The following is a 1,858-nucleotide window of genomic DNA, read 5'->3' on the forward strand; positions in this document are numbered from 1 at the left end:
CTCTTGCTGGAAATTAGAGGGCAAGAGTCCCTTCTTTTTTATATGACGGAATACTTCTGGTTTTTAGAAGTGCCCTTTAATTTATTGATTCGAAATTTTAAACAAAGTTCTGGAGAAATTCTCTGGGAAGTTGATGGAAAATCACTGTCCAACCAAGAATTTTACCGTCATATAGGGATTGTTTTTCAGAGTAATCGGTTGGACGATAATCTGACGGTTGAAGAGAATCTGCAGTCTAGAGGGGCGCTCTACCAGTTATCAAAAAAACAAGTCCAGGCACGCATGGAAGAATTGCAACCCTATCTTGATGTTGTGACGATTCGAAATCGGAAATATGGTAGTTTGTCTGGAGGGCAAAAACGAAAGGTGGATATTGCGCGTGCTCTCTTACCGCAACCGTCCTTACTTTTGCTGGATGAACCCACCACCGGTTTGGATCCACAGTCACGTCATGATTTATGGGAAGCCATCAAGCAGCTCAATAAAAAAGATAAGATGACGGTGGTATTAATCACCCATTATCTTGAGGAGATGGCTGGCTGCGATGTTCTCAATGTCTTGATTGCAGGGAATTTGTATTATTCAGGAGACATTAGTCGTTTTATTGAGCAACACTCGACAACCAATTTGAGCTTGACCTTGAAAGAAGGCAAGTCTGTTGAAGCTCTGTTGGACTCTCCCTTTGCTGATAAGTGCCAAGTTCTTTCGGACCGAGAAATTATGTTTAAAGATCTCACTGTTGAGGATATGATGGACATCATTGCAAGGCATCAAGGGAAATCGATTATTGAGAGTTTTAATGTCGAATATTCGAATTTGGAATCCGCTTATTTGAACTTGCTAAAAGAAAAGGAAGAAGCAGCTCATGTTTGAATTCATTTCCAGAAACTACAAAGTATATATACGGGATAAACTGGCCTTTTTGATGTCTTTTCTGTCAGTCATCATCCTTATCCTGGTGTACCAAATTTTCTTGGGACAAATCCAGATTGATGCGATTAAAGTTGCCTTAAATCGTGAGTCTGTTTCAACAGATACGATTGAGATGGTGAATTTATGGTTGATTTCAGGATTGACGACAATTGTTTCCATGACCAGTACTCTGGGAGCCTTTGGTGTGATGGTCTCAGATCGCGAGAAAAAATTGAGTGAAGATTTTAAGGTAAGCCCGATTTCAAATTTCAAAGTAGAATTGAGTTATGCCATCTTTGCCGTTTTATTTGGGATTAGTATGACCCTTTTCTCCTGTATCTTTGCGATTTCAATCTTTAATGGATTTAGTGCATTAGAACATTATTCCACGATGGATTATCTGACTATTTTGGGAATCATTTCGGGAGGTACCATTTTGTCCGCAGCAATGATTCTCCCAATCCTGACCTTTATTCACAGCAGTTCAGCTTTTACAACCTTGAGTACAATTGTTGGTACCTTTATTGGCTTTATTTCAGGAGTTTACCTATCGATTGGATCCGTTGGAACAACCTTGCAGCGGGTGATGACTTGGTTCCCCTTGACCCAGATCAATGCACTCTTTAAGCAAGTCTTGATGAAGGATGCCATCGCTCAAGTTTTTGAACAGGCTCCTGTTGAAGTAGTAAACAATTACAAAGAGTCTTACGGAGTTGTTCTGGTAAATAATAACGGTGAACAACTGTCCAATTCGTTGATGCTGACCTATTTGGCGACCATCATTATTGCCTTACTCCTCCTCCAATTTATGGTTAAAAAGTTCAAAAAATAAATTGGCTAATTTTTAGAAAAATGATTGACAAATGGTAGAAAAGTTTTGAAGGGCTCTATGACCTTCACCATGGGCGTATTGAATTGTATAAAGGGGACCAACGCTTTATCGAGT

Annotated in this window: 2 protein-coding genes; both read left to right on the plus strand. The window is 39.6% G+C overall.

Features of this window, described 5'->3' with window-relative positions; all coding sequences use genetic code 11:
* Positions 1-3 precede the first annotated feature (3 nt).
* A complete protein-coding gene (locus tag N4310_RS08325; RefSeq protein ID WP_262092808.1) occupies positions 4-873 on the plus strand; it encodes an ATP-binding cassette domain-containing protein in 870 nt (289 codons plus the stop codon).
* Positions 866-1,744 (plus strand): ABC transporter permease, encoded by an 879-nt coding sequence (locus N4310_RS08330; RefSeq protein ID WP_262092807.1) that lies wholly within the window; start codon positions 866-868, stop codon positions 1,742-1,744. The genes N4310_RS08325 and N4310_RS08330 overlap by 8 nt, the downstream gene beginning before the upstream one ends.
* Positions 1,745-1,858 lie beyond the last annotated feature (114 nt).

The sequence above is a fragment of the Streptococcus danieliae genome (assembly GCF_025447695.1).
Lineage (GTDB): Bacteria > Bacillota > Bacilli > Lactobacillales > Streptococcaceae > Streptococcus > Streptococcus danieliae.